Origin of the sequence: Thermosynechococcus sp. OHK43 (assembly GCF_014466085.1) — a bacterium.
Classification (GTDB): domain Bacteria; phylum Cyanobacteriota; class Cyanobacteriia; order Thermosynechococcales; family Thermosynechococcaceae; genus Thermosynechococcus.
This window is the reverse complement of record NZ_JACOMP010000026.1, coordinates 1-3,015: the sequence shown is the minus strand read 5'-3', so window position 1 is coordinate 3,015 and position 3,015 is coordinate 1. Positions and strand designations below refer to the sequence as shown.

The following is a 3,015-nucleotide window of genomic DNA, read 5'->3' as shown; positions in this document are numbered from 1 at the left end:
GTCCAAGGCCCTGTAATCTGCATCGCCACCTCCCCACGGATAAATTGATCCAGTTCATAGCCCCGTTCGGGGGCCGAGAGTATTGCTAAGCCCTCTTGTCGCAGACGTTGCCAAAACTCAAGGGCCGCAATCGCGGCTGGGGTGTCAATGTGGGCGGTTTCTGGCGTTTCTCCGAGACTGCCACCGGCACTCCAAAAGAAGGGCAACCAAGTAAAGATGGCAAATTCCCCTTGACCAAGGGGAAGGAGCAGTGGGGTGATACCCTGGGCCTTTAGGGTTTGGCTCACCTGCTCTAGTTCCTGCCATGTGCTGGGTAGTGTTTTAATGCCAGCAGCAGCGAATAAACTCGGACGATAAAAAATTCCAAGGTTGTTGGTAGCAAAGGGAATTGACCAGTAATGGTTGCCGTAGCGCATTGTTGGTATTAGGGCAGGACTGACTTGGTCACGGTAGGGGGAAGCTTGCCACCAATCATCCAGGGGACGCAGGGCCCCCAGATCAACAAATTGCCCCGTGATCGTGGGGTTATACCAGAGCAGATCTGGGGCGGCATTGCCCACCACTGCGGCCAGAATTTTCGGCAACTGCTGGTCGGGTTGACCAACGTAGAGGGCTTGGACATGAATCTGGGGATGGCGGGCATTGAAGCGATCCACAAGACGCTGGAGTACGATACGGTTAGGGGGTGGGTTGACCCCATGCCAGAAAATCAGTTCAATGGGCTGTTCGGATTGGGGCGCTGTTGTGCAACCGATGAGCAGTAGGCTTAGGAAACCCAGCAGGAGTGCAAACCAGCCGCGTCTATTGCAAACGATCAATCGTACGGTATTGAATGGCTTCGGCCACATGGGCAAGGGCAATCGTTTCACAGTCGGCCAGATCAGCAATGGTACGGGCTACTTTTAGGATACGGTCTGTGGCGCGCGCCGATAGCCCCAGTTGGGCGATCGCCCTCTCTAGGAGATTGATCGACGCCTCATCCAAGGGACACCACTGGCGCAGATGACGACTTTGCATTTGGGCATTGCAGTGCAGATTGGGCTCGTCAGCAAACCGCTGTTGCGCTCGCGATCGCGCTGCCAAAACTCGCTGCCGTACCGTGGCTGAATCTTCCCCCAGGGGTTGGCGGGTCATTTCCTCTGGCTTGAGGCGGCTGACACTCACTTGCAAATCAATGCGATCCAACAGGGGGCCAGAGAGCTTTGCCCAATACTGTTGCCGTTGGCGCGGCGAGCAGGTACAGGGTTGCACGGGATCACCATAGTAGCCACAGGGGCAGGGATTCGTACTGGCCACTAAGGTAAATTGAGCTGGAAAAACCACCGATTGGCGGGCGCGCGCAATGGTGACTTGGCCATCCTCAAGGGGCTGTCGCAGCAGTTCCAACACATCCCGCTTGAATTCCGTCAATTCATCGAGAAAGAGCACCCCCCGATGAGCGAGGGAGATTTCCCCGGGCCGCGGATAACTGCCACCCCCCACTAGGGCAGCGCCAGAGGCAGAATGATGAGGACTGCGAAAGGGGGGCTCCTGGAGCAATTGCCCACGTTCTTTGAGCAAGCCAGCAACGGAGTGAATTTTCGTGACTTCAAGGGCTTCTTCAAACGTCAAGGGAGGCAAGATTGTTGGTAACCGCCGCGCCAACATTGTTTTGCCACTCCCCGGTGGCCCGACAAAGATCAGATTGTGCCCCCCTGCCGCCGCAATTTCGAGGGCACGCCGTGCCTGATACTGCCCCTTAACCTCCTTGAGATCAAGGGTAAATGGGGGGGAGGCAGCCGCAGCCCAACAGGGGGAGGGCGCCGCTGGCGATCGCGAGGTGGGGTCATTCAAAAAGGCTGCAACTTCGGCGAGAGTGTGGCAACCATAGACCTTTAGTCCCCGCACGAGCGCTGCTTCCGTCACATTGGCTGTGGGCACGACCAGGCCGCTTATTCCTTGGGTCTGGGCTGCCAGGGCGATCGCCAGTACCCCTGCCACGGGTTGCAAAGTACCATCGAGGGACAGTTCCCCGAGAAAAAGATGGTCGCCGAGTAAATCCGTTGCAACCTGTCCTGAAGCGGCCAAGATGCCAATACTAATGGGGAGATCAAAGCTGGGGCCTTCTTTACGTAAGTCGGCGGGGGTGAGATTGACGACAATTTGCCGCATTGGGAAGCTAAAACCAGCGTTACGAATGGCCGCCTTAACGCGCTCCCGCGCCTCTTGAACGCCAGCATCGGGCAGACCCACCACCACCGTCCTGGGTAAGCCGCTGGAAACATCCACTTCGACACCGACGGGAATGGCATCAATTCCTAGAACAGCAGCACTCCAAACCCGCGCCAGCATAGCCTCAACATCAGAAAGAGCACCGACGACTGGCCGTGTTTCGTCTCGGTGCTCTTAACTGGTTCGCTCCTCACACACTTAATGACCTTAGCAGAAAAATCCTAGATTTGTCACTATTGCGTAGGAATTTTCATGAAGTTTATTTGCAAAAGGCCAATTTCTGCCTCCAGGCTTAGCGGAGGCTGCCCAAGGTGTGCCGCCAAGCCAACTCTTTGCTGATAATTTCGAGCGATCGCTGCTCAGTACCAGTGAACAGGGGTGTAATTGTTTCGAGAATTTGCGCTAACAGCGGTGCTGCATAGTTCCCGGTTGAGCGTAACAAATGGGCATAGTAGCGAAACTGCGCTTGACCTTGGGCATTGCGATGAAAGGCCAGCACCTCGGCAGTAGTCAATTGCCACACAGGTGTATTTACGGGCACCACAAGAGTGGGCATCCCCTGCTGGCCGTAGGTTCTTCCACCCGCCCCAGTAACCAAATGACCAATCAGGGCAATCCAGAGGAGTGTGCGGGTTTCACTGACTAAATCGGGACTGAGAAAGGTGTCGGCACTGCTGGTGAGGCGAGGGCTGATCTGATGCAACTGGGGATTCAACAGTTGAGAGTTGTAAATGACCCCGACCGCCCAGTGGCGCTGCTCATCCTCAAGCTTGACAAAACGACCAAAGCCATAGTCTTCTGGGG

General features: G+C 56.0%; 3 protein-coding genes. All 3 read right to left on the bottom strand.

The features are described from left to right. On the bottom strand, positions 1 to 818 hold an 818-nt coding region (locus H8Q75_RS01235; protein ID WP_297039778.1), incomplete at its 3' end, for an extracellular solute-binding protein. Beyond that, positions 802 to 2,331: a YifB family Mg chelatase-like AAA ATPase gene (locus H8Q75_RS01230; protein WP_024125985.1), complete on the bottom strand. Its 1,530-nt coding sequence runs from the start codon at positions 2,329 to 2,331 to the stop codon at positions 802 to 804. The genes H8Q75_RS01235 and H8Q75_RS01230, both read right to left, overlap by 17 nt. Before the next feature lie 172 nt (positions 2,332 to 2,503). Further along, on the bottom strand, positions 2,504 to 3,015 hold a 512-nt coding region (locus H8Q75_RS01225; RefSeq protein ID WP_297039775.1), incomplete at its 5' end, for a hypothetical protein.